25 protein-coding genes are annotated in these 24,324 nt (G+C 46.4%); 11 read left to right on the forward strand and 14 right to left on the reverse strand.

Going from position 1 to position 24,324, the window contains the following annotated elements; all coding sequences use genetic code 11:
* Position 1: 1 nt before the first annotated feature.
* The 4 genes from AC3IRK_RS03285 to AC3IRK_RS03300 form a co-directional block, all read right to left on the reverse strand.
* Complete coding sequence (locus tag AC3IRK_RS03285) at positions 2–700, reverse strand: lysophospholipid acyltransferase family protein (RefSeq protein WP_131973605.1); 699 nt, start codon at positions 698–700, stop codon at positions 2–4.
* A 76-nt stretch (positions 701–776) separates the two neighbouring features.
* The gene (locus AC3IRK_RS03290; protein WP_131504204.1) at positions 777–1,034 is read right to left on the reverse strand and encodes a hypothetical protein; all 258 of its coding nucleotides are present in this window, start codon (positions 1,032–1,034) and stop codon (positions 777–779) included.
* Positions 1,035–1,077: 43 nt separating this feature from the next.
* The gene (locus tag AC3IRK_RS03295; protein ID WP_131504203.1) at positions 1,078–1,383 is read right to left on the reverse strand and encodes a hypothetical protein; all 306 of its coding nucleotides are present in this window, start codon (positions 1,381–1,383) and stop codon (positions 1,078–1,080) included.
* Between the two features lie 123 nt (positions 1,384–1,506).
* A complete protein-coding gene (locus tag AC3IRK_RS03300) occupies positions 1,507–1,674 on the reverse strand; it encodes a hypothetical protein (RefSeq protein ID WP_489170397.1) in 168 nt (55 codons plus the stop codon).
* 223 nt (positions 1,675–1,897) lie between these two features.
* On the opposite strand from AC3IRK_RS03300, the gene AC3IRK_RS03305 reads away from it, so the two are divergent.
* The 5 genes from AC3IRK_RS03305 (at position 1,898) to map (ending at position 7,076) form a co-directional block, all read left to right on the forward strand.
* On the forward strand, positions 1,898–2,752 hold the full coding sequence (locus AC3IRK_RS03305) for a S1-like domain-containing RNA-binding protein (RefSeq protein ID WP_114596826.1): 855 nt from the start codon (positions 1,898–1,900) through the stop codon (positions 2,750–2,752).
* A gap of 338 nt (positions 2,753–3,090) precedes the next feature.
* Positions 3,091–4,689, forward strand: a complete 1,599-nt coding sequence (gene cshA, locus AC3IRK_RS03310) for a degradosome RNA helicase CshA (protein WP_131504202.1) — start codon at positions 3,091–3,093, stop codon at positions 4,687–4,689.
* A gap of 95 nt (positions 4,690–4,784) precedes the next feature.
* Complete coding sequence (locus tag AC3IRK_RS03315) at positions 4,785–5,051, forward strand: hypothetical protein (protein ID WP_131504201.1); 267 nt, start codon at positions 4,785–4,787, stop codon at positions 5,049–5,051.
* A gap of 73 nt (positions 5,052–5,124) precedes the next feature.
* Positions 5,125–6,315, forward strand: coding sequence for an EAL-associated domain-containing protein (locus AC3IRK_RS03320; RefSeq protein WP_131504200.1), 1,191 nt, complete (start codon positions 5,125–5,127; stop codon positions 6,313–6,315).
* A gap of 14 nt (positions 6,316–6,329) precedes the next feature.
* Entirely contained in the window at positions 6,330–7,076 is a 747-nt protein-coding gene (gene map, locus AC3IRK_RS03325) for a type I methionyl aminopeptidase (RefSeq protein ID WP_489170723.1), read from the forward strand.
* A gap of 79 nt (positions 7,077–7,155) precedes the next feature.
* Here map and menC read toward each other — a convergent pair whose 3' ends face one another.
* From menC to AC3IRK_RS03355, 6 genes are all read right to left on the reverse strand, one after another.
* A complete protein-coding gene (gene menC, locus AC3IRK_RS03330) occupies positions 7,156–8,235 on the reverse strand; it encodes an o-succinylbenzoate synthase (protein ID WP_489170398.1) in 1,080 nt (359 codons plus the stop codon).
* On the reverse strand, positions 8,232–9,605 hold the full coding sequence (gene menE / locus AC3IRK_RS03335) for an o-succinylbenzoate--CoA ligase (RefSeq protein WP_489170399.1): 1,374 nt from the start codon (positions 9,603–9,605) through the stop codon (positions 8,232–8,234). The genes menC and menE overlap by 4 nt, the downstream gene beginning before the upstream one ends.
* Positions 9,606–9,678: 73 nt before the next feature.
* On the reverse strand, positions 9,679–10,503 hold the full coding sequence (gene menB / locus AC3IRK_RS03340) for a 1,4-dihydroxy-2-naphthoyl-CoA synthase (protein WP_026829150.1): 825 nt from the start codon (positions 10,501–10,503) through the stop codon (positions 9,679–9,681).
* 14 nt (positions 10,504–10,517) lie between these two features.
* Positions 10,518–11,297 carry a 2-succinyl-6-hydroxy-2,4-cyclohexadiene-1-carboxylate synthase gene (menH, locus tag AC3IRK_RS03345; RefSeq protein WP_131504196.1) on the reverse strand — a complete coding sequence of 260 codons (780 nt, stop codon included), beginning with the start codon at positions 11,295–11,297 and terminating at the stop codon, positions 10,518–10,520.
* A complete protein-coding gene (menD, locus tag AC3IRK_RS03350) occupies positions 11,294–12,940 on the reverse strand; it encodes a 2-succinyl-5-enolpyruvyl-6-hydroxy-3-cyclohexene-1-carboxylic-acid synthase (protein WP_188005188.1) in 1,647 nt (548 codons plus the stop codon). Before menD ends, menH begins: the two co-directional genes overlap by 4 nt.
* On the reverse strand, positions 12,930–14,309 hold the full coding sequence (locus AC3IRK_RS03355) for an isochorismate synthase (RefSeq protein WP_131504194.1): 1,380 nt from the start codon (positions 14,307–14,309) through the stop codon (positions 12,930–12,932). Before AC3IRK_RS03355 ends, menD begins: the two co-directional genes overlap by 11 nt.
* Before the next feature lie 160 nt (positions 14,310–14,469).
* Here AC3IRK_RS03355 and AC3IRK_RS03360 point away from each other — a divergent pair, with 160 nt between their 5' ends.
* From AC3IRK_RS03360 to AC3IRK_RS03375, 4 genes are all read left to right on the forward strand, one after another.
* Positions 14,470–15,363, forward strand: coding sequence for a 1,4-dihydroxy-2-naphthoate polyprenyltransferase (locus AC3IRK_RS03360; protein ID WP_114596816.1), 894 nt, complete (start codon positions 14,470–14,472; stop codon positions 15,361–15,363).
* Between the two features lie 198 nt (positions 15,364–15,561).
* Positions 15,562–16,473: a guanosine-inosine kinase gene (locus AC3IRK_RS03365; RefSeq protein WP_114596815.1), complete on the forward strand. Its 912-nt coding sequence runs from the start codon at positions 15,562–15,564 to the stop codon at positions 16,471–16,473.
* Positions 16,474–16,504: 31 nt separating this feature from the next.
* Complete coding sequence (locus tag AC3IRK_RS03370) at positions 16,505–16,930, forward strand: NUDIX hydrolase (protein WP_131504193.1); 426 nt, start codon at positions 16,505–16,507, stop codon at positions 16,928–16,930.
* Positions 16,931–17,017: 87 nt separating this feature from the next.
* A complete protein-coding gene (locus tag AC3IRK_RS03375) occupies positions 17,018–17,926 on the forward strand; it encodes a YihY/virulence factor BrkB family protein (RefSeq protein WP_131504192.1) in 909 nt (302 codons plus the stop codon).
* Between the two features lie 83 nt (positions 17,927–18,009).
* Here the strand turns inward: AC3IRK_RS03375 and AC3IRK_RS03380 are convergent, their stop codons facing one another.
* Positions 18,010–19,959, reverse strand: a complete 1,950-nt coding sequence (locus AC3IRK_RS03380) for a heavy metal translocating P-type ATPase (protein ID WP_131973602.1) — start codon at positions 19,957–19,959, stop codon at positions 18,010–18,012.
* 187 nt (positions 19,960–20,146) lie between these two features.
* On the opposite strand from AC3IRK_RS03380, the gene AC3IRK_RS03385 reads away from it, so the two are divergent.
* Together AC3IRK_RS03385 and AC3IRK_RS03390 are read left to right on the forward strand one after the other, a co-directional pair.
* Complete coding sequence (locus tag AC3IRK_RS03385) at positions 20,147–21,076, forward strand: DMT family transporter (protein WP_131504190.1); 930 nt, start codon at positions 20,147–20,149, stop codon at positions 21,074–21,076.
* 153 nt (positions 21,077–21,229) lie between these two features.
* On the forward strand, positions 21,230–21,526 hold the full coding sequence (locus tag AC3IRK_RS03390) for a hypothetical protein (protein WP_426354793.1): 297 nt from the start codon (positions 21,230–21,232) through the stop codon (positions 21,524–21,526).
* Positions 21,527–21,566: 40 nt separating this feature from the next.
* Here the strand turns inward: AC3IRK_RS03390 and AC3IRK_RS03395 are convergent, their stop codons facing one another.
* From AC3IRK_RS03395 to yfkAB, 3 genes are all read right to left on the reverse strand, one after another.
* The gene (locus AC3IRK_RS03395; protein ID WP_370528990.1) at positions 21,567–22,883 is read right to left on the reverse strand and encodes an MFS transporter; all 1,317 of its coding nucleotides are present in this window, start codon (positions 22,881–22,883) and stop codon (positions 21,567–21,569) included.
* On the reverse strand, positions 22,792–22,983 hold the full coding sequence (locus AC3IRK_RS03400) for a hypothetical protein (RefSeq protein ID WP_114596808.1): 192 nt from the start codon (positions 22,981–22,983) through the stop codon (positions 22,792–22,794). The genes AC3IRK_RS03395 and AC3IRK_RS03400 overlap by 92 nt, the downstream gene beginning before the upstream one ends.
* Before the next feature lie 80 nt (positions 22,984–23,063).
* The gene (gene yfkAB, locus AC3IRK_RS03405; RefSeq protein ID WP_489170400.1) at positions 23,064–24,245 is read right to left on the reverse strand and encodes a radical SAM/CxCxxxxC motif protein YfkAB; all 1,182 of its coding nucleotides are present in this window, start codon (positions 24,243–24,245) and stop codon (positions 23,064–23,066) included.
* Between the last annotated feature and the right edge of the window lie 79 nt (positions 24,246–24,324).

Genomic DNA, 24,324 nt, shown 5'->3' on the forward strand with positions numbered 1-24,324 from the left:
GTCAGACTCCTTCTACAATTTCCTTGATTTGCTGTTCGACGAGAACGACTAATTCTTTTTGCGACAATGATTTAGGATCAATCGGTTTTAGAATCGTAACATCGACGGTCGCCGGACGAATGCGTCCGGTTTCCTCCATGACACGATAACTGCCCGAAATCGCAATCGGAACGACAAGTGCACCACTGGATGTGGCCAGTGTAAAACTCCCTGCCTTGAACTCGGCGACAGGACCGCCTTTAGAACGTGTGCCTTCCGGAAAAATAATCATCGACTGACCATCTTTAATCGTCTCGATTCCGGCCCGGATGGCCTTTAACGATTGTCGTCGATCTTTGCGGTCAATCATGACACATCCCATCAGATTCATCCAGACATTGACGATGGGAATCTTATTAACTTCGATTTTTGAGATGAACGCTTTTGGTTTATCAATTTTCCCGAGTAGAATCGGAACATCAAAATTTCCTTGGTGATTGGCGATAAAAACAACCGGTTGATCGGCCGGAATGTTTTCCTGACCGGTCATCCGGACTTTGACTCCGGCAAGACGGAGCAGTGAGTTTGCCCAGGCATGGGCAACTTTTTGTGTGTATACATATCGTGCAGCGTGTGTTCGACGTTTTGCCCCCGGGAGAAACGGTAATGTAAGGGGTAGAACCAGTCCGAAAAATATGAACCAGATGATTGTGCGTAACATAGTGGCATCAGACTCCTTTTCTACTTTAATTATTATTGTACAAAAAAAGACCGGGTATCGCACCCAGTCTTCGTCATCATTCCCAATAACGAGGTTCCGACTCTTCTTCGGTCTCTCCAAGTTCAAACGTCAAGCGACGGGTCGTCGGATTAATCGAGAAAGAGGCGTTAGTATTATCAATCTGTTTGATTTCCATCGTTTCCTCGTCAAGGATTAATGTCAGTCGGACCTTATCTTCGTGATCGACAAGCAAGACACCGTCTTCTTTTAACCACAGGTCGATGACAGGCGAGTAACGAAGGGTCCAACCGTTGGATAAGGGAATTTCATTCATAGTGACTCAGTTCCTCCTAGTAATACGAAGTTAAAGCGGTTCTTTATTTATCATGCTGTTCTGTCGCTGATAATGCAAGTGGTGGAATGGATTCCCGTTGCTCGTAAGATAATTGATACGATTGTTCCCGCTTTTTCATCCGTTCATACTGCTTTTTGACTCGACGGTGTTGCACATATTCATGATAAGACTGGTGAGATGTCCGAATGAGTTGTCTGAAAGAAGAGAGCGATAAGCAGATGGCAAGTGTGAAAACGAATACACCGATTGAATCTGTATAATAGCCGGTCGTATAGCTCAAATATGTACTGATGAGACCCGTAAACGTCGTGAAAAGGTAAAACCACATGACATGCCCTCCTTGTTTAGATGATATACATCTTTAAAGGAATTCGTGGTAAAACCAGGATTTCCTGTATCACCCTGTGAAACTTCGGGAAAAATAAAAAAATCCACACGCTTAGTGTAGATTTTATGGAGTATCGATATGTTGGAGTGCAGGTGTCTTTGGAGACAGATCTGTACTTTTCGAACCTTCTGCAAAGACGATTCCGATCGTTGCGAGGAACGCAAAAAAAGCAAATACCAATGTTTTTGTGAAGCGTCTTGCGAAAGAACGCGATTGAATGTTATGAAACATGTTTTTCCCCCATATTTAACTAAACTAAACCTTCTTTTTCCTATTGTTTTATCATATCTCTTTTTTTCAAAAAAATCACTCAAATCAGAACCGTTCACAAAAATGTCATATTTGTTCACTTTTGCTTCATGTCAGAGAGGGGAGGAAAAAGAGTATAGTATGATAGGTGATACGCAGAAACCGGGAAAAAATGATGGAAACGACAGAAGGGAGATGACCACTCATGGCATTACGCGCAGGACAGGTTGTCACATTAAAAGTAGAACGAGAAGCAGAGTTTGGTGTTTTCTTAAGCAACGGGGAAGAGGACATCTTACTTCATAATAATGAACAAACGAAAAAACTGGAACTTGATGAAGAAGTAGAGGTCTTTCTTTATCAGGACAATGAAGGACGACTCGCCTCTTCGATGACGATTCCAGAAGCGTCATTTGAAGATTACGTCAAAACGACGATCAACGGCACGCGTTACAATACAGGTGTATTCGCCAATATCGGAATTCAAAAAGACGTGTTAGTATCACTCGATGATTTGCCACAGCGCCGGACATTCTGGCCGGAAGAAGGAGATCAGCTTTATATCCGCCTGAAGCATGACCAGAAACTTCGTTTACTCGGAGATCCCGCTCCGTATGCTTATTTCAACTTACAGGCAAAACCGGCACCGGAAGAGTGGAATAACATGGACGTTGAAGGGCTTGTTTTTGCTCAACGGGACCCTGGTGTAAACGTCTGGGTCAATGAACAGACGATTGGTTTTCTCCATGAACAAGAGATGGAACGCTGGCCGCGACTTGGAGAAGTTATGAAATTACGGGTGACAAATGTGAAGCCAGATGGTACAGTATTACTTTCAGCAAGACCACGTGCTCACGAGGCAATCGACATCGATGCGGATTTAATCATGAATCATCTGCTTGAACATGACGGTCAGATGGCGTATGGTGATAAGACACCTCCTGAGACGATTGATGAGGTATTTGGCCTAAGTAAGGCTGCCTTCAAACGTGCTTTAGGTCGATTGTTGAAAGACAAAAAAATAGAAAAACATGAAACGGGTATTCGGTTAACGAAATAAGTTGACCAACTTAAGCCTACGTTTCGAATAAATAGTTAGGAATTCATCATTTTGGTGGTTGCGGCTGGTACTTACCGGCGACCATTTCCAAATAAAACCCCATCACTAGTGGGGGCAAGCGGCGCGAATTCGAGCGTTGTACGGTCCGGGCATCATGCCTTTCCCTCGCCCTTATGGCAACGATTATGATGGTGACTTCCCTAAACATTATTATACGCAGAAATAGCCCCTATCTTTAAGGAAGAGGTTCTGCTATAATAGGTAGTCGATTGTATTCGTTACGGTAGCGTCTGTTTAGTGGCAGACGCTTTTCATATGACAAAGGAGAGTATTTAGCATTGACAACATTTCGTGAATTAAATCTTAGTGAGGCACTTATCAAAGGTGTCCTAAAAATGGGCTTTGAAGAAGCAACTCCAATCCAAGCAGAAACAATTCCAGTCGGTCTTAGCGGTGTTGACTTAATCGGTCAAGCGCAAACAGGAACAGGGAAAACAGCTGCATTCGGTATTCCAACGATCGAGCGTCTTGACGCAAAATCACGCCATATCCAAGCATTAATCCTTGCACCAACTCGTGAACTTGCGATTCAAGTTGCAGAAGAACTAAACCGCATTGGTGAAGTAAAACGCGTTCATGCCTTGCCAGTATACGGTGGTCAGCAAATCGACCGTCAGATTCGTGCGCTTCGTAAGAACCCACAAATCGTCGTCGCGACACCTGGTCGTCTAATGGACCACATGAACCGTAAAACATTAAACCTCGACCACGTCCAAACAGTTATCTTGGATGAGGCAGATGAAATGTTGAACATGGGATTCGTGGAAGATATCGAAAAAATCTTGGGTACACTTCCGCCGACTCGTCAAACACTTTTATTCTCTGCGACAATGCCGCCGCAGATTCGTAAAATCGCAGATCGTTTCATGACGACTCCGACTCACATCAAAGTAAAAGCAAAAGAAATGACTGTCGAAAACATCGACCAATCATTCATCGAATTAAAAGAAAACCAAAAATTCGATGTGCTTTGCCGCTTGATTGATACGGATTCTCCGGAACTCTCAATCATCTTCGGTCGTACGAAAAAACGTGTTGATGAGATGACAGAAGGACTTGTCCAACGTGGATACACGGCTGACGGTTTACACGGTGACTTAACACAAGCAAAACGTGACCAAGTTATCCGCCGTTTCAAAAAAGGAACAATCGATATCCTTGTAGCTACAGACGTAGCGGCACGTGGTCTTGATATTACAGGCGTTACACATGTTTATAACTTTGATGTCCCGCAAGATCCGGAAAGCTATGTTCACCGTATCGGCCGTACTGGTCGTGCTGGTAAAACAGGATCAGCGATTACTTTTGTTACACCACGTGAATTCGGTCAGATCAAAACGATCGAACGTGTTACAAACAAAAAAATGTCGCGTCGTCATGCACCGACACTTGATGAAATCCTAGAAGGTAACTTGAAACTTGCTGCACAAGAATTAATCAAACGTGTAGAAGCGAAAAATGCTCAAGAGTATACAACACTCGCTCAGGAACTTCTTGAAGAGTACGAAGCAGTTGAATTGATTTCAGCAGCACTTAAAGGATTAACGAAAGAGCCGGATGCAACGCCAGTTCAAATTTCGTCAATCGAACCAATCCGTGTGAAACGTTTTGGTAGCAACGGTGGCGGCGGTAACCGTCGTCCTTACGGTAACAAAGGTGGATCAGGTTCTGGTTCTTCTTCTAACCGTAGCAGTGGCGGATACCGTGGCAGTAACCCACGTGGTGGGGAGCGCCGTGAAGGCGGTCGTCCTTCTGAAGGAAACCGTAGCAGCAGCACATCTTCTTCTTCAGATCGTCGTGAAGGTGGATACGCTGGTCGTAACCGCAGTGAAAGTGATCGTAACCGTGGCGGACGTAAACCACGTTTTGAAAAGTAAGAAGTTTGAACCGATTTGTCACAGACAAGTCGGTTCTTTTTTATGAAATCTCGTGCTAAAATGAGCAATGAACGATATAGAGAGGGCGGAATCTTGTGTATATTACCTACGCTTTGGCATTCATTTGTCTGATAGTGCTAGTCGTCGCAACGAAACGAATTAGTGAACAGACGACAAAAGGGCACTTCCGTTATATTCCTTTGGCGACTTTGTTATTTGGCGGAATTATCTTTCTTGTCTTGGCGATTGGCAAGGGCGGGGCGACCGGCATTCAATACGGAGTCCTCAGCATCATTTATCTTACAGCGACATTTGGTGTTTATCTGTACATCGCAATCAGAAAAGATACGACCTTATTTTAAAGACAGGACCTCTCTGATTACAGAGGGGTTCTTTTTTTGATAAGATGGAACAAGAGAAAAGGGGGGCAGAAGAATGGATGCCTTAGATGTCATTGTTCATCCCGAACAAATTGAAGCTTGGTTTCAGCCGATTGTCGGAGCGGCGCCTTTTAAAGTGGAAGGGTATGAAATTCAATCCCATTTCCGGGGAGAACCATTAAAACCGTTTTTTCAAGAAGACGATGTACCGATTGAGTATCAGCTCGAAGTGATGAGTCATGTCATTCGACATGCGTTTCAAAAAGTACCGACGGATGCGCATTCGTTTGTTTTAATCCGCTGCCGACCGGCCTGGCTGTTTGAGAACGGAGGAGAAGATTTTTTAAGCATCTTGCGTGATGCACAAATCGATTTTCCGGAAGACCGGTTATATGTCACATTAACGGATGTGCAAGTCGATGATTTTGATCGACTCGGCCGGATTGTCGCCTATTATCAAAACTCCGGTTTGAAGGTCGCATTAGACCGGGCAGAAGCGACCAGTCTGGAACGAGTCTTTTCGATGTCGCCGGATATGTTGATTGTCGATTTGGCATCGATGATTGAGAAAAAGACTGTGTCGGCCAGTTATCCGCATTTACTGCAGACGATGGAACATCTCTGTGATCAACTCGGCGCGCCGTTGTTGTACAAAAATATCAGCCATCTTGGTCAGTTGCGTTATGCCTGGCAGCACGGCGGACGATACTATATGGGAAATTTACTCGGTGAAACAACACCGGACTGGGTAACGACATGTCCGGGAATGGAGATTCTTCTTCACGAGGTCCCGATGTTTTATAAATATGACCGGGAACAGATGAACCGGCTGTTTCAGCTGGAGCAGGATTGGACGATTCGTTTTAACGAATATTGCCAGTCGATCAAAGCAGAGGAAGACCTCGACAGTTGGCTGTTGATGCTTGCGAAAAAGATGGAACCGGAGTTTATCCGCTTTTATATCACGGACGCGAACGGCTTCCAGCAGTCATCGAATATCAGTAAAAAAAGTGGGGACTGGAAACGGTATTCGTTTTACCAAGGGTACAATTGGAGTTTCCGGCCGTACTTCATCCGAACGACGGTCGCAATGGAACGACGGCATACCGGTTACTTATCCGACCGTTACGTCGACTTCAGTTCAGGTGAACAGACACGGACCTTCAGTATGCCGCTGAATAATGGGATGTTCTTATTTGCTGATATTTCAGCAGACTATTTATATCAAGAACGATTGAGTGAATGAGGAGGAAATGAATGATGTTGGATTATGATTACGATGCACTACGTGAAATTGGACGGATTGTCGCGATCGCCCGCGATGAGATGGCAAATGCCGTCAAACCAGGGATTACGACAAAGGAACTGGACGAGATCGGGGCACTTATCCTGAAAGAACAAGGAGCGGAATCCGCACCGATCGTCATGTATGATTTTCCGGGAGCAACTTGCATCAGTGTGAACGAAGTGGCAGCACACGGTATTCCGGGTGCGTATGTCATTCAAGAGGGAGATATCGTGAATGTCGACGTTTCCGCTGTGAAAAACGGTTACTACTCCGACACGGGCAAAACCGTCATCGCAGGACAAGCCCGTCGTCCGGAAGATGTCCGCTTAGTTGAAGTCTCGTTGTCTGCCCTTGAAAAAGGATTAGAGAAAGTGAAAGCCGGGACAAAGGTGAATCAAATCGGCAAAGCGATTTATGCCGAGACACGCAAGAGCGGATTTACCGTCATCCGGAACTTGGCGGGTCACGGGTTAGGGAAGACGTTGCACGGCGAACCGGAGTCGATTTCGAACTACTTCAGCCGTGAGGAAAACGACTTGTTAAAAGAAGGGCAAGTCATTGCCGTTGAAACGTTCATCTCAACAGGCGACGAATTTTGTATGGAAGACGAGAAGGACGGTTGGACATTATACACACCAAATAAAAGTTTGGTTTCTCAATTTGAACATAGCGTCATCGTCTTAAAAGACGGGTATGAAATCTTAACAAAAGTCGATTGAGTCAGGAATCGTCAATCGATTACACCAAACAGGAGTATCAAGTCCCTCGATTCGAGCGGGATGTGATACTCCTGTTTGTTTAGAGCATTTTTGTTGAGACGGCTAATCGTTCAAGGCGTTCGCGGGAAACCGGATGTTCCGCATACCGGATCGAGCCGTTTTCGACGATGTAGTCCTGTTCTAGCAAATCTTCAATGAAGTATTGATCGGTTCCGGACATATCAATCGGATAAGCAAGTCCCGGTAAAGTGGCGAATGCCAACGTTTGGCGTCGGCCAATCCCGCTCTCAAACATGCCGCCTAGCCAGTACGATGGCGCCATGCTTCGGACATCGAGCGCTGCTGTCAAACCGCCGAGACGAGCCGGTTTGATGTTGATGATTTGACCTGCCTGCAGTGTCCGCATCAGCAAGGCATCCTGCGTCGTCTGAATAGATTCATCGAGACAAAGCGGTGTCTTGAGTAACGAGACAGCCTGCTGATGACTTAACCAGTCATCAGCAGGAAACAGCTGTTCCATCATCAGCAAAGAGAACGTATCCCACTCTTGAAGGAGTGGTAAATCCGACAAATCAAAACTTCCGTTGGCATCAAACATCAACGGAGCATCCGGAAAAGTCTTTCGAACCTGTTTAAGAATAGCTGTATCCGTTGGAGCCAGTTTCAATTTAATCCGCTCGAATCCATCAGTCAATGCCTGACCTACAGCTTCAATTGTCTGATCGGCAGAGGAACGTCCGAGTGCTTTTCCACACGGAATTGCCAGCGTCGCATCACCACCCAAATAGGTCGCAAGGGAGATATGTTCCGCTTGTGCAAACAGTTCATGAACGGCCCCGTCAAACATCGCTTTTGCCATCTGATTTCCTTTGATCGGCTGAAAGCGTGCAGGGACGTCAGCGGGTGAAGATAAAGGTTGTGCCGCAAGCAAACGGTAAAGGAGCGGTGACAGTGCACGAAGTGAGTCTTGTGTTTCTGCCGTATACCAAGGTGTCTCAAAAGCGACACCTTCTCCGTAGCCGATTCGACCTTCTTGATCGGTCAACCGGAGAATCGTTGTCCGTCGTTTTGACAACGTGGAGATGGCGGTCTGCATCGGCTGACGAAACGTCAAATCCACATCAAATAGTTCGGCGCTGCGAAGGGTGATTGCCGTCATAGTGACTCCTTCAGCTGACGCCGAATCAGTTTGCCGTTGGCGTTACGCGGTAATGTATCACGGTAAAAATAAGTGACGGGACATTTGTATTTTGCCAGTAAACGTCCCATTTCTTCGCGGATACCGGTCTCTGGCATCGTACTGACGATGAATGCGACCGGCACTTGCCCCCAGATCGGGTCAAAACGTCCGACGACACCGGCTTCCGTAATACCTGAGATCGATAATAGGGCAGCTTCGACTTCGGCCGGATAAACATTTTCACCACCGGAAATGATTAAATCACTTCTACGATCCAATACATACAAGTAACCATCGGCATCGATTCGTCCGAGATCTCCGGTCTTCAAATAGCCATCCGCTGTAAAGGCGGCTGCAGTCGCCTCTGGATTAGCAAAATAACCGTTCATGACAGTCGGGCCTTTGACTTCAATTTCCTGGTAACGGTTGATGCGGATTTCCGTCGGAGCAATGGCTTTACCGGCAGAACCAATCTTTCGAATCGCTTCTTCCGGCAGGAGCGTCGCGACTTGGGAAGCAGTTTCGGTCATGCCGTACGTTTGCATGACGGGAATATCACGGTCTAACGCGCGGGTCAGAATCGGTAAAGGTACGGGACCGCCGCCGGTCAGGACGACACGCAAATCAAACCGGCGCAGTCCGGCTTCAAGCAAACGATCCAACATGACTGAGACGAGAGAAATGTGTGTAATGTGTTCTGTCTTGATCCATGTAATGGTCTTGTTCGGTGAAAAATGAGGTTCAAGGATAAGTGGGACGCCATAGATGACGGAACGGTAGACGACAGCTAAACCGCTCATATGAAACAACGGTGTGACAACAAGGAAACGGTCATCCGGATAAGAGCCGGTATGACGGGCCGCATTCATGGCGCTCGAAAAGTGATTGAGCATCGTTTGTTCGACCGCTTTAGGCCGTCCGGTCGTTCCGCTCGTAAATAACATCGACTGGATATAATGTTTCGGCATATGACGCACGAGAACCTCGGGCGCCGGATTGACCACTTGAAACGGGAGCCGTTTGACCGGTGCATCAATCGGTCGGTCTGAGATGACGAACCGGACATCAGCTTGTTTAAGTTGCATCTGCACTTCCGTTTGACTCAAGCGGATGTTGATTGGAACGATCGTCAATTCAAGCAACTGGGCGGCGTGAACGGCGATGATATAACTGCTGCTGGAAGGACCGTATAACGCGATACGATCACCACGGGAAAGCAGGGGAGCCCAGGAACTTGCCAGTTCATGTGCTTTTGTGTAGAGCGCGGACCAGGTCAAACGTTCGCTGACCGTGATGAGAGCAAGATCATCCGGTTGTTCTTTAGCACGTGTGTAAATCCAAGGGTACACGGATTACCACTTCCTTTCTGGATGATGATAAGAAAAAGGTTCAAACGTCTTTCGACATTGAACCTTTTTTGTATTATGGGAATCGTGGAAACTGTCCAAAGTCAGGATCACGTTTTTCTTTAAACGCATCGCGTCCTTCTTTTGCTTCGTCTGTCGTGTAATACAGTAATGTTGCATCACCCGCAAGTTGTTGGATACCTGCAAGACCGTCTGAATCGGCATTAAATGCAGCTTTTAAGAAACGAAGTGCTGTTGGTGAGTGCTGAAGGATTTCAGAACACCATTGGATTGTTTCTTGCTCCAGATCAGCCAGTGGAACGACCGTATTGACGAGGCCCATGTCAAGTGCTTGTTGGGCATCGTATTGACGGCAGAGGTACCAGATTTCACGTGCTTTTTTATGACCAACGACGCGAGCGAGGTAACCAGAACCATATCCAGCATCGAATGATCCGACTTTAGGACCCGTTTGACCGAATTTCGCATTGTCAGCTGCAATCGTTAAGTCACAGACAAGGTGAAGAACATGTCCGCCACCAATTGCATATCCTGCAACCATTGCGATGACCGGTTTCGGAATAACACGGATCAGGCGTTGTAAATCAAGAACGTTCAAGCGTGGAATTTCATCCTCACCGACATATCCACCATGCCCGCGGACTTTTTGGTCGCCGCCTGAGCAGAAAGCAAGATCGCCTTCACCAGTCAAGACGATGACACCGACGTTTTGATCGTCACGTGCACGTGAAAAAGCGTCAATCAGTTCGTGGACGGTCTTCGGACGAAAAGCGTTGCGGACTTCGGGACGGTTGATCGTAATTTTAGCGATCCCATTCCATTTTTCATACTTGATGTCTTCGTAGCTACGGGCAGATGCCCATTCTGGAACGTATCTCATTTCAATTCCCCCATTTAATTAATTAAGAGTAGTTTCTCTACTATTGTAACAAACTTTTCCGGTTGGTCGATATGTGGGGCGTGTGATGCACCGTCAATTAAATGAATTTTTTCGGGTAAAGCAGCTTCGATAGCAATTTTTTTAAATTTACTGTCCTCGGTCCCGACAATCCAGTCAATCGAAGAAGGGTCGAGTAAGTGCCAGACCGGAGCCATATTGCCTGTTCCTTGAGCGATCAAAGAAGCGGCCAGTCCTTCCGGTGATTGTGCCAGTCGTCCACGGCGGATCGACTCCCGTATTTCAACCGGTAAATGACGTTGACTTGCAAAAAGCGGGAGCGACTCCCAGTAATCGATGAAAGCTGTCAGACCATCCGTCAATAAACGATCGGCGAGACGGCGATCGGCTTGACGACGTAACCGTCGTTCATGTGCCGAGCGGATGCCTGGTGTCGTACTGATGGCAATCGTCTGTTTCACCTGTTTCGATGTCGCAGCAAGCAGAAGGGCGATTCGACCGCCCATGGAATAGCCTAACACCGACCAGTCTTCGTCACGGGTCGCAAGTAAGGTCTGCAAATCCTTTACCTGTTCCGTCAGGCGCATCCGTTGGTAAGGAGCAGCAGCTGTCCGACCATGTCCGAGCAAATCAATCCGATAGACGGTATAGTCTGATTGCAACCGGCTTTCGAGCAGATCCCATGTGGCACTGCTCCCGGTAAAACCGTGTAACAGCAACAAAGGCGGACCGCTTCCTGTCATCTCGACATGGTATTCCTGATGCCGCAGTTTCATCGGAATGCGTCCTGCAATGCCTGATTCGTCTGTTCCCAAATCAAGCGGTGGAGACGAACGTTTTCCGGACGATCGGTGACGATTTCCAAGACACGTGTCGCAGTCGCTTGTTGCTGCAACGTCGACTTGAGCTGCGTAATCGATGAAATCCGTTCATATTCTACCCCGTAACCGGCAGCCAAGTGGCTGAAATCAACGTCTTGTGCCGTTCCAAAAAGGGGTTCAAACAAAGCAGGATCAAGATTTTGTTGCGGTAGAAAACTAAAGATACCGCCGCCGGTGTTATTCACTAAAAGTATCGTGATCGGGACAGATCGTGCCATCATCAATCCGTTGATGTCATGTAAGAACGCAAGATCACCGACCAGGAGGTAACGATTGTCGGCTTCATATGTTGCGCCGAGGGCACTTGAAAGAATCCCGTCAATGCCATTGGCTCCTCGATTGGCGAGGATACGCAGCGGCGTACGCGTCGGTAAAAACGTATCGAGGTCGCGGATCGGCATACTGTTCGAAACAAATAGACTGCCTTCCGTTAAATCATTTAATGCCCGGACGACGTTGTATTCCGTCAGCTGGTCTGCATCCAAAGAAGAAAAGACAGTCTGGACGATGTGCTCTGCCCGTTGAAGGGTCTTGAGATAAGATACATCATGCGTTATGACGGGGACAGTCTTCATTTGGCTCGGATGACCACTTAAAAAGTGGGCCTGCAACTGGGGATCACGCCAATTTCCGGGATGCCCGACAACTGTCGTTGGAATACCTTTTGACCAAAGAAGATATGGTTTTGATGTCGGCATCGCACCGAATCGTAAAATATGATCCGGTCGGATATCATCGTGAATCGCTGTTTCTTTTAACCAGGTATCGTAATAGCTGAAAACCGTATCGTTAGAAGAACGGCGGCCTTGACTCAATGGATCGGCTAAAACCGGAATCCGCGCACGGTCGGCATAGTCAAGGATGATTTGTGTATCCGCAAGAGAAAGTTGAGGTCCGATGACAATCAAAAGACGCGGAATTGATAAAATTTCAATCCATTTTTGTGTATGTTTTTCTACTGCCGGTTGATGCGGTTGTCCGACCGGCTGACCCGTTTGCAGTAAATCCAGTTCTGGAATCAATGGTTCCCGAAGTGGAATATTGATATGGACCGGACCAGCAGGCTCTGCCAGGGCGAGAAGAACGGCGCGTTCCGCTACGTGCTGTACGTACGGAAGAGCAGTATCTTCCGGCAGCGGCAGGTCAAAGGCATGCCGTACCTGCTTCCCGTATAGACCGACTTGATCAATCGCTTGGGGGGCACCGACTCCACGTAATTCATGGGGGCGATCCGCCGTCAATACGATTAACGGCAACTCGAAGATGTTTGCTTCCGTCACGGCAGAATAATAATTCGTGGCTGCCGTTCCGCTCGTACAAATCAAAGCGACCGGACGCAATGTATCTTCCGCACGTGTTAAACCAAGGGCAAAAAAACTAGCCGACCGTTCGTCAACGAGGACGTGGGTACGGCTAAAAGGGTGAAGAAAAGCAGCGATGGCAAGGGGGGTCGAACGAGATCCGGGACTGATGACAAAATCCCGGACTCCGCCTTTCACTAAATTATCGATTAATGCATGCATCCATTTAGTCAACATAAATATCATCCTTTTCTATCGTACAAAGATGCGACAGGGCCTGTAACATCGGTGATAGTTTTGTATCGGTTTCTTCCAGTTCACTTTGGAGAACAGATCCTTCGACAATCCCGCAACCCGCATAAAGAACAGCCGAGCGGTCGGTAAACAGACCGGAGCGGATGGCGACGATGAATTCACCATTTTCCTGTCCGTCCATCCAACCGACGGGAGAACCGTACCAGCCACGTTCGAACGTTTCGATTTCGCGGATTGCAGCGACGGCCGCCTCCTTGGGTTCTCCACCCAGTGCAGGTGTAGGGTGAAGCTTCTCGATCAGCTGAAACAGACTGACTTCAGGTGAAAGTGTTGCATTGATCGGCGTATAGAGATGCTGGATATGGCGATTCTTCAGCAACATCGGTTCATCCGGTTTGGTGATCGCTGTCGAGAGTCCTTGAAGTGTATTTTCAATCGAGTCGACGACAATCGCGTGTTCGACACGGTTTTTATCATCCTGTAACAATGACTGTCCCAGTGCGGCATCTGTCGTCTCAATCGCGTGTCGAGGAGCGGATCCGGCAACGGCGGCTGTTTTGAGCTCAAGACCGGATTTTAAAATCAATCGTTCCGGCGTCGCACCAAGGAAAGCTTCATCTGTCGTCGGTTGAAAGAAGAAGATATAACTGCCCGGCTGCGAAGACTCGAGTTCCTCGACGAGTCCTGCCAAATCAATTGGCTGATCGAGCTCATAGACGACCTCACGGGCTAAGACGATTTTTTTAAGTGACGTTTTTAAGAGTTGTGCCGCTTGATGAAACGAGGCTTCAAAAGCATCATTTCCGTCACGCGTCAGACGAATCCGTGTCACGAATGGAGTGGACTTCGGTGTATGCAATTCTGCATATTCTACTGCCAACTGGTTGAGAATCTTTTCTGCGTTAGATTGCGGTTCAACGAACGCAAAAACCGTTACCGTCGTTCGTCCATCCTGTTCCAAGTAAAGATACTTGGGAATGGTCATCGACGCTTCTCCAAAAGAAGACCAACGATATTCAGTATGCTTGAGTTCAGAAAAAGAAAAGCCGCAAAAGGCAAATAAATCGGTGCCGACATGATCCCGATTCAAATTTGACCACATGGACTGCATCCGTAAGAAACGATCGTGTCCTGCCGTCTTTAGTTGTTGCGTAATGCCAAAACCAATGGCACGCATGGACCGATCAGGTGTCGTAAAATAAAAGCGTTCTTCTGTTCCGAATGACAGTGCGCTGACATCCTGCGTCTCGACATTCCACGAATACGCGGCGATAATAGACCGTTGATATGCATTTGCATGACCAACAGCACGTTCAATACATTGTTTAAGCTCATGTTGAGCGTAAGCCATACCGCTCATTGCCCCCTAGTCTAAAGATACTGTGATACGTTTCACTTATTCTCAGTGTAAACTTTTTATCTGAAAAAAAGAAGGAATAAGCTATCTGGGATTGAGCATTGACAGTAAAAAACGAAACCCGATACACTTAGACAGGAAAGGGGTTTATTATATGAATAAATCAATCGCTGTATATTGGCGAATGACACGACCGCATACGTTGACGGCAAGTTTTGTGCCGGTCGTCGTAGGAACGGCTATCGTGGCACCACGGATCGAATCGTTACGGATGGATCTGTTTTTTGCCATGTTGATCGCATCGATGCTGATTCAGATTGCGACGAACTTATTTAATGAATATTATGATTACAAGCGGGGACTCGATACGGAAGAATCGGTGGGGATCGGAGGATCGATTGTCCGCGACGGTTTTAAGCCGGGAACGATTTTAGCGTTTGCCTTCTCGTTATACGGCATCTCGGCCCTGCTTGGTATCTATTTGTGCCTTGAAACAACATGGTGGTTGCTTTTGATTGGAATCGTTTCGATGTTCGTTGGTTACATCTACACAGGAGGACCATTACCGATCGCTTATACACCGTTCGGAGAAATCGTCGCCGGTTTTTTCATGGGGTATGTCATCATCGCGATCTCAGCTTATCTGCAAATCGGTTATGTTCCGACAGAAGCAGTCGCAATTTCGATTCCGGTATCCATTTTAATTGGATCGATTCTACTCGCGAACAATATCCGTGATCTCGACAATGACAAAGTCAATGGACGAAAGACGATTGCCTGCTTAGTCGGTCACCAAAAAGCAGTCTATGTGCTGATCGCCTTTTTTGCTGCTGCCGTCCTGTCGCTGTTGATTGCCGTACTGGCCTTTAACGTCACATGGTGGGCACTGCTTGCTCTTTTAAGCATTCCACTGATGATTAAAGCCGTGAAACTGTTCTGGCGTGACCTGCCGCCGCAGGAATTAATGCCGGGTATGGCGCAGACGGGGAAGGTCAATACAATCTTTGGATTATTGCTTGCGATCAGTTTGACCATCGCCAATCTCTGATGGAAACAATAACGCTTTTTTGAATGGAATCCCGAACGATCGACAGACAAAACTGTCATCGTCGGGATTTTTTTGTTGGGATCATGAAGGGTCTGATTGGTTGTAACAGTTTTGAAATTTTACTATAATGGAGGCAATGTGCCTAGAACGCGTATAAATCCTTCGGGTTCATGAAATTTTTTTAGAGGTGGAACAGGAATGAATAAAATTGCGGTAATCGGAAAAGTATTCGTCGACATAAAAGGAACTTCGTTTGCACCCTTGCATAAGGATGCGAAAAACGTCGGGGATATCACCTTCTCGAATGGTGGTACAGGACGGAACGTAGCACAAAATCTCGCTGTTCTCGGAAATGATGTTCGTTTTATCTCGACGGTTACGAACGATCAAATCGGTGTCGGGGTACTCGAAGAGTTAAAATCTTACGGGGCCAACGTCGATCATGTAGAGATGCTCGAAGATCATGGAATGGGGATGTGGCTTGCAGTCATGGACAATGAAGGAGATTTACAGACGTCGATTTCTAAACAACCGGACGCTAAACTCCTGGAAGAAGCCATTCTTCGTCAATCCGTCTATGCGCTTGACGGAGTGGATGCAGTTGCGATCGATTTGGATTTATCGGTGACAGTTCTCGAACGGTTGATTCATATCTGTCGCAAAATGGAGTTACCGCTTTACGGCGTCTGTGGACATTTGAGTGTGATTGAGCGTAATCGCCACCTCTTACAAGGATTTACGGGCTTCATCTGTAGCCGTGAAGAAGCTGAGATTTTATCGGACCTATCGATTGTAACGGTAGAAGACGCCATTCATGTAGCGAACGAACTGGCGAAAAAAGGAGCACCCTTCACGGTTGTCACAATGAGTGAGTTAGGTGCTGTCTATGTGGACCGCCGGACAGCGACTTCTGGTCATGTTGGGACGAAAAAAGTGAAAGTAGTTGACTCAACAGGTGCTGGAGATTCATTCTTTTCTGCCGTGCTTTCCGAATTGACGGAATCCAAACGGGCAGAAGATGCACTTAAACTTGGAATGAAGGTTGCCGCACAAGTCATTGCATCCACGGAAAATGGATTGATTCCAGAAATGCTTGAGACCATTCGTTGAGTCCTCAGATGATGAGGAGGAGTGAAAATCAATGCCGATTCAAAGAAGTGCCATTATTCTAATCAATGAAGCAGATGAAGTTGCCTTGATTCGTCGGGATAAGCCGGGTGAGACCTACTATGTGTTTCCGGGCGGCGGACGAGAAGCAGGCGCAACATTAGAAGAAACCGCCATCCGGGAAGCGCATGAAGAGCTTGGAGTGGACGTGGAACTTGAGGGAGTTGCCGCGAATGTTCGATTTAACGGATTGGACAATCCGTATTACTGGGCAAAAATGACGGGTGGTATATTTGGAACAGGGACGGGAGAAGAATTCGAGGATCTGTCGTCCGGATATACACCGCTCTGGATCAAACGTGAAGAGCTGATTCATTTACCGGTTCGTCCGACATCGCTTGTACAAAAATTGACGAAGATGACGGAACGTTTTTATGATATCGAGCTTATAGATAATTGAGGTTTTAGTTGAAATAAACAGGGAAAAAGTATAGTAAGACAATGAGGTAGTCCTGGACTGCCTCTTTTTTATGAAGGGGAGATGATGATGGCGCATACACGTGATCCTAAAGGGTTAGCCCTTAATCTAAAGCAACGCATGTCCGATCACAACATTACGGATTACGCAGGAACGTTAGCTTATTATTGGTTCTTATCGATTTTTCCAGGCATTATTTTTGTTATTTCAGTATTATCATTCTTTGATATTGATCAACAGACGCTTGAATCACAAATTCGTGATTTAGCGCCGGGTGGATCGGTCAATACGTTTACGGATGTCATTTTCCAAGCAATCAAGGAACCGCAAGGCGGTCTCTTGTCAATCGGGGCGATTTTAGCGATCTGGTCGGCTTCCAAAGGCGTCGATCGTCTGATTACGACAGCCAATCATGCCTATGGTGATTTTTCACCCCGTGGATTCGTCGCAGCACGTGGAATCGCATTGATTCTGACCGTTGTGCTCGGAATCGGAATGCTCTTGTTGATTGTCTTGAACGTATTAGGTGGGCCGATCATCAGTTACTTAGCCAACTTTGTCCTACCGATTGATATGGGGCAAAAAATCCTGTTGACGGTCTTGCGATATGCCATTTCGACTATTTTGCTGATTTTGATTTTGTCGATCTTCTACCGTGTCGCTCCGAAACGTCCGATTTCCTTTAAAGAAGCGATTCCCGGGGCTGTTTTCGGTGTCATCGTATGGCAGTTGTTATCGGTTGGGTTCGGATTTTATGTATCGAATTTCTCAAATTACAATCAAACGTACGGTTCGCTCGGAAGTGTCGTCATCGTGTTGTTATGGTTGTATTTTACAGGGTTGATCATTTTACTCGGCTCTGAACTGAATGCGTCGTGGGAACGTTTCATGAAAAAAGCAGATCCGAAAAAGATGGAAGAAAAACGATTAAAAGAGCAAGCGGATCTGGACTCGATTCCAACCAATACATTTGGTTGATTTCAAGCTCCATCTATTCTTTGAACGTCACACCAAAAAAGCATCTACTGTCGGTAATCGACGGTAGATGCTTTTTGATTGGATTACGCTGCTGCTTGTTTTGAAAAAGTTGCAGGAGTTGCCGGGAGAGGCATATCTTTTTGAAGGAGGCGTAATCCGTTCAAAATGACAAGAATGGTCGAACCTTCATGACCGACAACTGCGAACGGCATGATGAGGAACTGTGACAAATTCGAAATGATTAGCAGAAGAATGACACCGATTGCGAGTGTGATGTTTTGTTTGACGACACGATTCATCTTACGCGCTTTGTTGACGGCATAAGCCAGGCGTCCTAAATCATTTTTCATCAAGACGACATCGGCTGTTTCAAGAGCAGCATCTGTTCCTTCACCCATTGCGATACCGACATGTGCAAGTGCAAGAGCGGGAGCATCATTAATTCCGTCCCCGACCATAGCGACTGTTTTTCCTTCAGTCTGGTACTGCTTGATATAACGTACTTTGTCTTCAGGAAGACATTCGGCAACGTAATCTGTCAGGCCCGCTTCCTTCGAAATCGCAGCAGCAGTCACAGGGTTGTCTCCTGTCAACATGATTGTCGTGATCCCAAGTGCATTTAACGACGCGATAGCTGTCTTGGCTTCAGGACGAATCGTATCCCGTAATGCATAGAGCGCAATAATTGACTGTCCGTTACTGACATAGACGATTGTATTTCCTTGTTCTTTTAACGTTTGCTCCATCGATAGGAAAGGATCGGTCAATCCTTCGTGGAACGCATATTTTCCAATCCGGTACGTTTGACCGGAAACTGTAGCTTCGATTCCGTAGCCTGTCACATCCTTGAAAGCGGATGGTTCGATGATATCCGTTTTTAAGTGTGTAACAATCGCTTGTGCCAGCGGATGATTCGATTGTGCTTCAATGGATGCGACCGCTTGTTTGACGGCGAATGCATCAATTTCGTCAGCATAATGGCTTTCCGTGACGATAGGTTTCCCGGTCGTTAATGTCCCGGTTTTATCAAAGACGATCGTATCGACTTGTCCAAGTGTCTCGATATGTGCCCCACCTTTAAATAAGACACCGTTTCTAGCAGAAGCGGCGATTGCTGCTAAAGCAGCCGGTGTGATCGAAGCGACCAAAGCACAAGGAGAAGCGACGACGAGTAAAATCATGGCCCGATAGATACTCGTTTCAAATGTCCAACCAATTAAGTAATGGGGGACAACCATCATCAAGGCGACGACGAGTAAGACGATTTTGACGTAACGGCTTTCGAACCGTTCGATGAATTGTGCGGATGGTGATTGTTCGCTTTGAGCGTTTTGAACCATGTGAATGATTTTTTGGAACAGGGACTCGTCTGCGGCTTTTGTCATCTCGATCGTCAACACACCGTTCATGTTGACCGTTGAATTGTAAACGGTATCGCCTACTTGTTTTTCAACCGGAATTGATTCGCCGGTAATCGATGCTTCTTCAATCGCAGCTTGACCACGGATGATGGTTCCGTCGACAGGGATACGTTCCCCCGGGCGGACGTAGACGAGTTCTCCGACGACCAATTGCTCAAGACCAACGACTTCAAGCTTACCATCGGCATTTAATCGCGTGGCTTCTTCCGGCTGTAAGGACATTAAACTTTGCAGTGCCCGCTCGTTTTTATTCATAGTGTAGGTTTCAAGAGCACCGGATAAAGCGAAGATGAAAATCAAGATAGCACCTTCCATCCAGTATCCGATAGCTGCTGCACCGATAGCAGCCAAAATCATCAATAATTCTACATTCAAGGTTTTGTCATGATAGGTTTCCGTTAATCCTTCTTTTGCTTTCGCATAACCTCCGATTAAGTAAGCGGAGAGATAAAGCGTGACATAGCCTGTGGCTGGAATGTTGATCTTTTCGAGCGTATAGGCAATTAAAATCAATATTCCGCTAAAGAGTGCTAAAATCAATTCGTGATGTTCCTCCCAAGCATGACGGAGAGCGGAACGCTGATGGACATCAGTAGTAGTAGAGGTAGTCATATGGAAAAGCTCCTTTCAATTCTAAATGAGAAAAGAAATCATTATGTTAAAACAATGAGAATGTTGATTACCAACGTTTTCTCGTGAATGATAATGAGTTTCATTGTCGCTAGATTATAATAATTATTATCTGTAAAACTACTATACCATGTCTATGTCAAAAGGAACAGGAAAGGAATTAGCAAAAATGAAAAAAATATTGACCGATCGATTTGGTATGGTTGTGCTCGCTTTAGTGACGACCTTCCTTTGGGGAAGTGCGTTTCCCTTCATCAAAAAAAGTTATACGCTGCTTGCCATTACTTCAACGGAATACGGAGAACAACTGTTGTTTGCCAGTTACCGCTTTTTTATCGCCGGCGTCTTATTGCTTATTGTCAGCGTCCTGATTTTTAAGCAACCGATTACATTAAAAAAGCGGACACTCGCGTACAGCCGGCTTGGCTTCTTTTTGACGTTTCTTCAATATGTGTTCTTTTATATCGGGCTTTCCTTATCGACCGGGGTTCAAGGATCGATCATTGCCGGATCGACTTCTTTCTTTCAAATGTTGCTCGCCCATTTCCGGTATGAAGATGACCGGTTGAATCGATTCAAAGGACTGGCCTTGTTTTTAGGATTTACGGGCGTGATTTTAGCCAACTGGCCGCAAGGGTCAGCCGGTGTATCGTTTGGGAGTGGTGAAGTCTTACTGATTCTCGCCATGATTTCCGGCGCATTCGGAAATTTAATCGCTAAGGAATATTCGGCAAGTTACCCGGTCGCACCGATGACGGGTTGGGCCATGGTCATCGGATCAATTGGTTTATTCATCGTCGGAGCCGTCTTAAATGGGGACTGGTTCCCGTTTAGCTTCACGAGTACGACGGTCTGGATGCTTGTTTATTTAGCATTTTTGTCAGCGACTGGATTCACGTTATGGAATCTTTTGATGAAATATAATCCGGTCAGCCGCGTGTCACTGTTCATGTTTTTTGTCCCGATTTACGGCGTGACGTTATCTGCGCTCATTCTCGGGGAATCCATTCCACCGCAAGCTTTTATCGGTCTGTTGTTTGTCGTTGCAGGCATTCTTGTATCGACGTACCTTCCGATTTGGTTTCAAAAGCGGAGTTGACGAAGATTCTGAATCATGCAAAAATAGTCTCAATCAATCTGTTATTTTTAATCGTTTGTTGCTGAGCCGACTCGTTCGGCTTTTTCTGTACGGTCATAAAACCACCGATTCGGCCTTGCCATAAAGGCTAGTGCAACCAAAAAACGAAAGGAGATGAGAGAAGTGGAACGGAATGAGATCGTTCGAAAGATCATTGCCAACCGTCGTCCGCGGGATGAGTTTGCTCGCTTTGTCGTCACCAGTGTCAGTCAACAACTAAAAGAGACGCATGGGGATGTCGCGGTGGAAATCGTTGAGGCGGAAAGAGGATACGACTCCGTTTGGTCAATCAACGGTCGAGAGGTCATCGTCTTATTGGAAACGGAAGAATTGAAACGTGCAAAAGAACAGCCGTACGCAATCGACGATAAGCTCTGGCACAGTTTTCGGCAAGAAGGAATCGTAAAATAAAAAGACGGTCGTTCCATATGGGACGACCGTCTTTGCTTATTTACAGCAACCGGGATACAGGCTTTGAACGAAAAAGAAGATAAGCGAGTGTTGCGAGAACCAGTACGAATAAAATGAAATAGAATCCTGGGGGCAACATGACGAATAAACTACCGGAAATCGGACCTAGAATCGAACCGAGGCTAAACGAAATCCCGGCAAGCAGGTTCCCGGTCGGCAGCAGATGATTTGGCAGCTGTTCGGTCATATAAGCGACGCCTAAAGAATACGTCGAACCTAGAGCCATGCCGCTGATTGCAAAAATCAGGAACAATGCACCGTAGCTTTGGAATAAAAAACAGGCTGTCAAAAATGCGAAAGATCCGATGCTGAGGACAGTGATCAGCGTCCGCCGTTTTCCGAAATGATCGGCGAGACGTCCAAGCGGTAATTGCATCAATAAGGAACTGACGACAAAAGTTGTGATCAACGTACTCGTCTGGGATAGCTCATAGCCGTTTCGTGTTGCAAATACAGGAAAGCTGGCGTTCAATGTCGCTTCTAAAAAGCCGTATGTGAAGCCGGGCAACAATGTAAACCAAGCACTCGTCAAGACAAGACGATAACGGGAAGCCGCAGACTGAAGCTCTTCCGGCATGACATCAGACGGCTTCTCGTTCGGTACTCGTCTTAAGGCAATCAGGACGAGGACAGTCAGTGTTCCGGTCAAGACGAACGGCAGCCAACTGATCCAGTCGACGAGTGGTGCGGCAAGTGGTCCAAGGGCAAAACCGAGTCCAAATGCCATGCCGTACAGAGACATCGTCCGACCAAGCTTATGGTTCGGTGTAATGGAGGTAATCCAAACTTGAGAACCGTAATGGAGAGTCTGATCCCCGAAGCCGACGACGAATCGCAGTACCATCCAAGCGAGAACGCTTGGGATGAGCGGGAAAGCAAAGACGGCAACAGCCACTAAAGCAAGACCGAACGAGATGACAGGAACATACCCATGGCGCCGCAACGGTTTTTCCATCAAGGGTGCTGCGACGATGACACCAATATATAGTACAGCAGCACTCAGTCCATTTATGTAAGCGGGTGTTCCTTGACGTTCGAGCAAAATGGAAAGCAGCGGGATGAGTAATCCTTGGGTGAAACCTGAAATAAATACAATCGAAAGAATCAAAGCAAAGCGACGCGACAAATCAAACAACTGCCTTTCCTTTTTTATATAAGCATAACATGTCCCGGATGTACGTCTGTACATCCGGGACATGTTATGCTTATTGTTCTTTTTGTTCAGTTGGTTCGAACCGTGTTGGACGTGGCATATGCAAAAGATGTTCGTCCCAATCCGTTTGGTCGAACACTTCATCGTGTTCGATACTGTGAGACGCTCGAATGCCAATCATCATGATTCCAAGTACCATACTGAACATTCCGATAATCGCGACAATCCCGACGAGCCATTCCATTTTTGAAACCCCCTTCGAACAAGGAAAGTGTGTCAACTTTGTGACAGACTTTTCCCGTTTTGAAAGAGACTCAAACCTGGTCAGAGGCGGCTGGATTGCTGTAGGAAATCGACTTCCGGATAATAGGCATTTTTGACGAGTGCATTTGGACCGAGACATTGAACGGCGGGACAGTGACAGGACAAACTTTGATTGAGCTCAGTTTTTTGCCACATCGCATACGCATCGTTGAAGGAAGTGTCCTGAATCGTCCCGAGTGAGGCAAGTTCATCCCCGAAATCCGTCACGATGATTTCACCGTCAAAGATATTGACGTTCAGGCGTGATCGGCCGTCAGGGTCATTACGGACGGAAACATTTGGTTCCTGACGTAAACGACGGTGGAGCTCTAAATCTTCTTCTTTCATCGAGCAGGCATAAAATGGCAGGGTACCGAATAACATCCAGACATTTGGATCCCGGACATCAAGAAGACGATGGATGCCGTCACGGATTTCATCCAGACTGGCGGCTTCAATCATCGAGGCGAAATCTGCCGGGTACATGCGCTGTTTTGAATCCTGCATCTTATTAAAGGCTGTAATCCCTGCGAATCCTGAATCATACATAGGATGTATCTCATGCCTTGCACAGCCCATTTCCTCCACTACTTGCTTATGGATCTTTTCAATGTGAGGCAGGGTTCTGCCATTCAACATTGTCTCTGCTGAGATCATAACTCCCATTTCAGATAGAGCTTTAGAGTTGCTAATCATCTTTTGAAAGAGTGCTTCTCTCTGCTCTCTGCTTGCCTTTCTCTCAGCCATAGCAAAGCCTACATCTGTAAACTCATCTACAGTAGCCCAATTGTGAGAGATATGTAGTACATCAAGGTAAGGAGCAATCATCTTGTAACGCTCTAAGTCTAATGTGAGGTTTGAGTTAATCTGAGTATAGATACCTCTCTCATGGGCATATTTCAGCAGAGGGAGGACATAGCCCTTAACTGACTTCATACTCATCATAGGCTCTCCACCTGTAATGCTGATGGTTCTCAGGGTAGTAACCTCATCTAATCTCTTGATGAGCAGTTCAATAGGTAAAGCATCAGGGTCTTTAAGTGCTAGGTTATGTCCTACAGCACAGTGAGCGCATCTCATATTACAGAGGTTTGTTGTGGTAAATTCAATGCTACTCAGTACGCTTTTGCCATACTTGACTACATCTTGATAAGCCTCCCAAGCATCTGTTTGGGGGGTCTGTTTCTGTTTAACTACTGACATTATAAAAACTCCTTCTGTTTTGAATACTCAACAATTATGGATAACTAATTATTCTAATGTCAATGATGGAAGTTGAAGC

The organism is Exiguobacterium sp. GL_137 (genome assembly GCF_057834585.1).

Bases quoted from the DNA above. Each gene is read 5' to 3' on its own strand.
- AC3IRK_RS03285 (WP_131973605.1), bottom strand. From the start codon at position 700: ATGTTACGCACAATCATCTGGTTCATATTTTTCGGACTGGTTCTACCC.
- AC3IRK_RS03290 (WP_131504204.1), bottom strand. From the start codon at position 1,034: ATGAATGAAATTCCCTTATCCAACGGTTGGACCCTTCGTTACTCGCCT.
- AC3IRK_RS03295 (WP_131504203.1), bottom strand. From the start codon at position 1,383: ATGTGGTTTTACCTTTTCACGACGTTTACGGGTCTCATCAGTACATAT.
- AC3IRK_RS03300 (WP_489170397.1), bottom strand. From the start codon at position 1,674: ATGTTTCATAACATTCAATCGCGTTCTTTCGCAAGACGCTTCACAAAA.
- AC3IRK_RS03305 (WP_114596826.1), top strand. From the start codon at position 1,898: ATGGCATTACGCGCAGGACAGGTTGTCACATTAAAAGTAGAACGAGAA.
- AC3IRK_RS03320 (WP_131504200.1), top strand. From the start codon at position 5,125: ATGGATGCCTTAGATGTCATTGTTCATCCCGAACAAATTGAAGCTTGG.
- map (WP_489170723.1), top strand. From the start codon at position 6,330: ATGTTGGATTATGATTACGATGCACTACGTGAAATTGGACGGATTGTC.
- menC (WP_489170398.1), bottom strand. From the start codon at position 8,235: ATGACGGCAATCACCCTTCGCAGCGCCGAACTATTTGATGTGGATTTG.
- menB (WP_026829150.1), bottom strand. From the start codon at position 10,503: ATGAGATACGTTCCAGAATGGGCATCTGCCCGTAGCTACGAAGACATC.
- menH (WP_131504196.1), bottom strand. From the start codon at position 11,297: ATGAAACTGCGGCATCAGGAATACCATGTCGAGATGACAGGAAGCGGT.
- menD (WP_188005188.1), bottom strand. From the start codon at position 12,940: ATGTTGACTAAATGGATGCATGCATTAATCGATAATTTAGTGAAAGGC.
- AC3IRK_RS03355 (WP_131504194.1), bottom strand. From the start codon at position 14,309: ATGGCTTACGCTCAACATGAGCTTAAACAATGTATTGAACGTGCTGTT.
- AC3IRK_RS03360 (WP_114596816.1), top strand. From the start codon at position 14,470: ATGAATAAATCAATCGCTGTATATTGGCGAATGACACGACCGCATACG.
- AC3IRK_RS03365 (WP_114596815.1), top strand. From the start codon at position 15,562: ATGAATAAAATTGCGGTAATCGGAAAAGTATTCGTCGACATAAAAGGA.
- AC3IRK_RS03370 (WP_131504193.1), top strand. From the start codon at position 16,505: ATGCCGATTCAAAGAAGTGCCATTATTCTAATCAATGAAGCAGATGAA.
- AC3IRK_RS03375 (WP_131504192.1), top strand. From the start codon at position 17,018: ATGGCGCATACACGTGATCCTAAAGGGTTAGCCCTTAATCTAAAGCAA.
- AC3IRK_RS03380 (WP_131973602.1), bottom strand. From the start codon at position 19,959: ATGACTACCTCTACTACTACTGATGTCCATCAGCGTTCCGCTCTCCGT.
- AC3IRK_RS03385 (WP_131504190.1), top strand. From the start codon at position 20,147: ATGAAAAAAATATTGACCGATCGATTTGGTATGGTTGTGCTCGCTTTA.
- AC3IRK_RS03390 (WP_426354793.1), top strand. From the start codon at position 21,230: ATGAGAGAAGTGGAACGGAATGAGATCGTTCGAAAGATCATTGCCAAC.
- AC3IRK_RS03395 (WP_370528990.1), bottom strand. From the start codon at position 22,883: ATGAAGTGTTCGACCAAACGGATTGGGACGAACATCTTTTGCATATGC.
- AC3IRK_RS03400 (WP_114596808.1), bottom strand. From the start codon at position 22,983: ATGGAATGGCTCGTCGGGATTGTCGCGATTATCGGAATGTTCAGTATG.
- yfkAB (WP_489170400.1), bottom strand. From the start codon at position 24,245: ATGTCAGTAGTTAAACAGAAACAGACCCCCCAAACAGATGCTTGGGAG.